Raw genomic sequence first — 3,275 nt, forward strand, 5'->3', positions numbered from 1 at the left:
TGAGCTACTCACCGCGCACCGTGAAGAACGTCCTCCACGGCGTGACCACGCGGTTCCAGTTACGCAACCGGTCGCACGCGGTCGCCTATGCACTGAAGGAAGGGCTGATCTGAGCCCCGGCAGCCACCGTTCACGGTCATGACAGCTGCCCGGAGAAGGAGACCGACGGCGTGCACTGGTCTGAGCCCGTGCCTGGTGCCGTGCAGTTCACCGACACGACGACCGGCTGGCCTTCCGCCGCGAAGAGCGGTTCGAGGTAGTGGTAGTCCAGGTCACGGAAGTTGGCCAGCCCGGTCTCCAGCAAGATGTCCTTGCCGATCGAGATCCGCAGGATGCCGCTGTCGCCCCGGGGGTTCTGGAGCACCAGGTCGGCGATCTGGATCTTCTTCTTCGGCGGCGCCTTGTAGGTGAAGTCTTCGAACGAGCCGTCTGTCGCCACCTTGGCCTTGGTGGCGATCCGGAAGCTCAACGGGAGCGGTCCGGTCGGAGCAGCGGTGGCACCAGGCTTGGCGGACGACGGAGGGCCTGTCGGCTTCGGCGTCTGGTTCCCGGCACCCGGTGTCGGTGAGGGACTGATCCCCGCGGCCTGCTGTGCCACCGTCGCCGCCGCGGTCGCCTTGTCGGCAGCGCCGCTGGCGTCGGAGGCGGCGCTCTCGGCCTTGGCGACCTGCTGCTGGGTCTGCTCGGTCGCGACCGATTCGACCGCAGGCTTCAATAGCGCGAACCAGGCGGCAACTGCGGCGACCACCAGCACGGCGGCAGCGGCCAGCGCGGGCAGGAGCCACTTCGGCAGCAACTGCTCCTGCTGGACGACACCACCGGTCTGGATCGGCTCGTCCCCAGCCGGGCTCGCGACCACCTCGAACGGGAGCAGCTTCGGCTCCCCACGCCAGAAGCGGCGATGTGGAGCGGCCCGCAGCTTCAGGATCGTCGCCGTACCAGGTGCCGTGGTGATCAGGGCCTGGCTGGTCTCCAGCCGAAGCTCGTCGTCGGGGTCGCGCAGGGTGATCCCGACCTCGACCTCGCTGTTGCCGAGGTTGTCCACGGCCAGCCGGTACTTCGCCCGCCGCCGGGCCCGGCGCTTGGCCGGAACGAGTTCGGCGACGATCTGCTGGAAGGCCGCGACCTCGACGGCACCTTCCTCCACCACTGACGTGCCGGGGTCCTCCCGCGAACCGACCCGTACGCCGAACGGGTGCCGGCCCGCCACCAGCTCCGGCGAGCGGGGTGGGGCAAAGGTCACCGTCACCGTCCCGCTGGTGGCAGGCATCAGGTTGAGCGTGGACGGCTCGATCGTCACCCAGTCGCGCAGGCCGCCCACCAGTGTGATCGAGAACTGGTCGACCAGACTTCCGGTGTTGGTCACGGTGACCACACACCCGCTGGTCGCTCCCGGCTCGAGTGCGACCGAATCCGTCGACAAGGACATCGTGGCTGCCATGCCACCTAGGTTGGCCCAGCCATCCGGTGGCCGGGCAGCATCAACGGGTTAGCCCGAAGCGACACGATCTCTGCTCGTTCGGGCAGACCGGAAGACCCGTTGGCTACCGCGATCGGGCAGCTCGCAGCCGGCCCGGCCCTCTACGCTCGGAGAGCAGTCGGAGGGGGGCGTCGTGAGCCGACGAAAAGATCGCCTGCCCGGTCTGGTCCTGGTCGGGGCCTTGCTGGCGGGAGTCAGTGGACTGAGTACGACGATGGTGCCGCGAGCTGGAGCCGTCTCGCCGGGCAGCACCGAGGTGGTCTCTGTCAGTGCCGAAGGCAACGATCCCGTCGGGGCTGCGAGTTCACCGGCCATCTCGGCCGACGGCCGGCAGATCGCCTTCGAGTCGCGGGCCGCACTGGACCCGGTGGTGCGGCCGAGCGAGGACCCGCCGTACAACATCTATGTCCGCGATCGGCGGGCTCCGGGCCGGACCGTGCTGATCAGCCGCGGCCTGCCGCTGGCCTTCCTCGCCTCGTCCCGCGGCTACTCCGCGCAACGCAGGGCCGCAGCGCCGATGGAAGAAGGCGGCAACGACGACAGCCTGCAGCCGACCCTCTCGGCGGACGGCCGGTACGTCGCCTTCGAGAGCCAGGCGACCAACCTGCAGGACGGCTACTTCGACGTCGGGCGCCGCGTCGTCCTGTGCGATCGCGACCCCGACGGCGACGCGATCCTCGACGAACGGCGACCGGACGGCACGATGGACTACCTCTACCTGTACGTCGGCCTGCCCCCGACCGACGCGGGAGGGACGGTCGGCACCGCGCCGAGTCTGTCCGCGGACGGCGGCGTGATCGCGTGGCTGGAGCAACCTCCCGGAACGTCCCAGCCGAAGGTGGTCGTCGCCCGGTTGATCAAGGATGCGGCGGGACGGCTCACGGCTCCGCTTCCGGATTCCTTCCTGCGCCCTTCTCCCGCAGGCGTCCCGCATGCCTCTCCGCAGGTTTCGGCGAACGGGCAGCAGGTGGCCTTCGCCACCGGCGACTGCTCGATGACCTGTCTGCCCGGCACGGCGACAGTGGAAGTGTTCGAGCTGAGCACGAGGCAGACTTATCGGATCGATGTCACGCCCACCGGTGGATACTCCGGACAGGCTGGACACCCCTCCATCTCGGGCTCGGGCAAGCTCGTCGCCTACGAGCACCAGACAGGCGTGGGCGGCCCGGTGGTGACCGTCGTCGTGAACCGCGACCCGACTGCTGCAGGCCGCCTCGGCCCGGCAGGCGGCCTACCGGTCTCCGCGTCGATCGCCTCGCGCGATGTCGACGGCCAAGCACAAGAGGGTCGTACTCCGGCGCTGTCGGCAGACGGCCGCTATCTGGCCTTCCAGAGCCCGGCCGACAAACTGCACAACGATGCCCAGGGCACCGACCGGCGGGCGATCGTGTTGCGCGACCTCACCCTCGACGCCGCACGGGAGCGGTCCGGGTTGCCACGCCTGCCGGGCGAACTGGGCTCGCCGGCGGCGGATCCGGACTGCGGGGGCGAGGCTGGAGCGATCTGTCCCGCGTCCGGCCCGAGTAGTTCCCCACGTCTCGCGGCCAATGGGTCAGTCGTCGCCTTCTCCTCCGCCGGCGAGGATTTACTACCGGAACCGTGCTGTGCCGGGGCCGTGTTCGCTCGCGTCCTTCAGCCCCGGATCGAGAACACCAGCACCGATCTTGGTCCGGTCGAGCTCGGCGAGTCGCTGTCGCGCACTGTCGTAGTACGGCACGCGGGCTTCGGGCCGCTGATGGTGAGCGGCTTGAGTCTGTCCGGGCCAGATGCCCAGGAATTCACCCTGACCGGAGCT

At 69.3% G+C, this 3,275-nt stretch carries 2 protein-coding genes; one reads left to right on the forward strand and one right to left on the reverse strand.

The genetic code is table 11. The features are described from left to right. Positions 1 to 136: 136 nt before the first annotated feature. Positions 137 to 1,441 carry a COG1470 family protein gene (locus tag VFG33_RS26010; protein WP_325055581.1) on the reverse strand — a complete coding sequence of 435 codons (1,305 nt, stop codon included), beginning with the start codon at positions 1,439 to 1,441 and terminating at the stop codon, positions 137 to 139. Between the two features lie 172 nt (positions 1,442 to 1,613). Here VFG33_RS26010 and VFG33_RS26015 point away from each other — a divergent pair. Beyond that, on the forward strand, positions 1,614 to 3,275 hold a 1,662-nt coding region (locus VFG33_RS26015; protein ID WP_325055582.1), incomplete at its 3' end, for a hypothetical protein.

It is taken from the genome of Kribbella sp. (assembly GCF_035687465.1).
Classification (GTDB): Bacteria; Actinomycetota; Actinomycetes; order Propionibacteriales; family Kribbellaceae; genus Kribbella.

Coding starts and splice junctions, on each gene's coding strand:
- VFG33_RS26010 (WP_325055581.1), bottom strand. CDS start 1,441: ATGGCAGCCACGATGTCCTTGTCGACGGATTCGGTCGCACTCGAGCCG.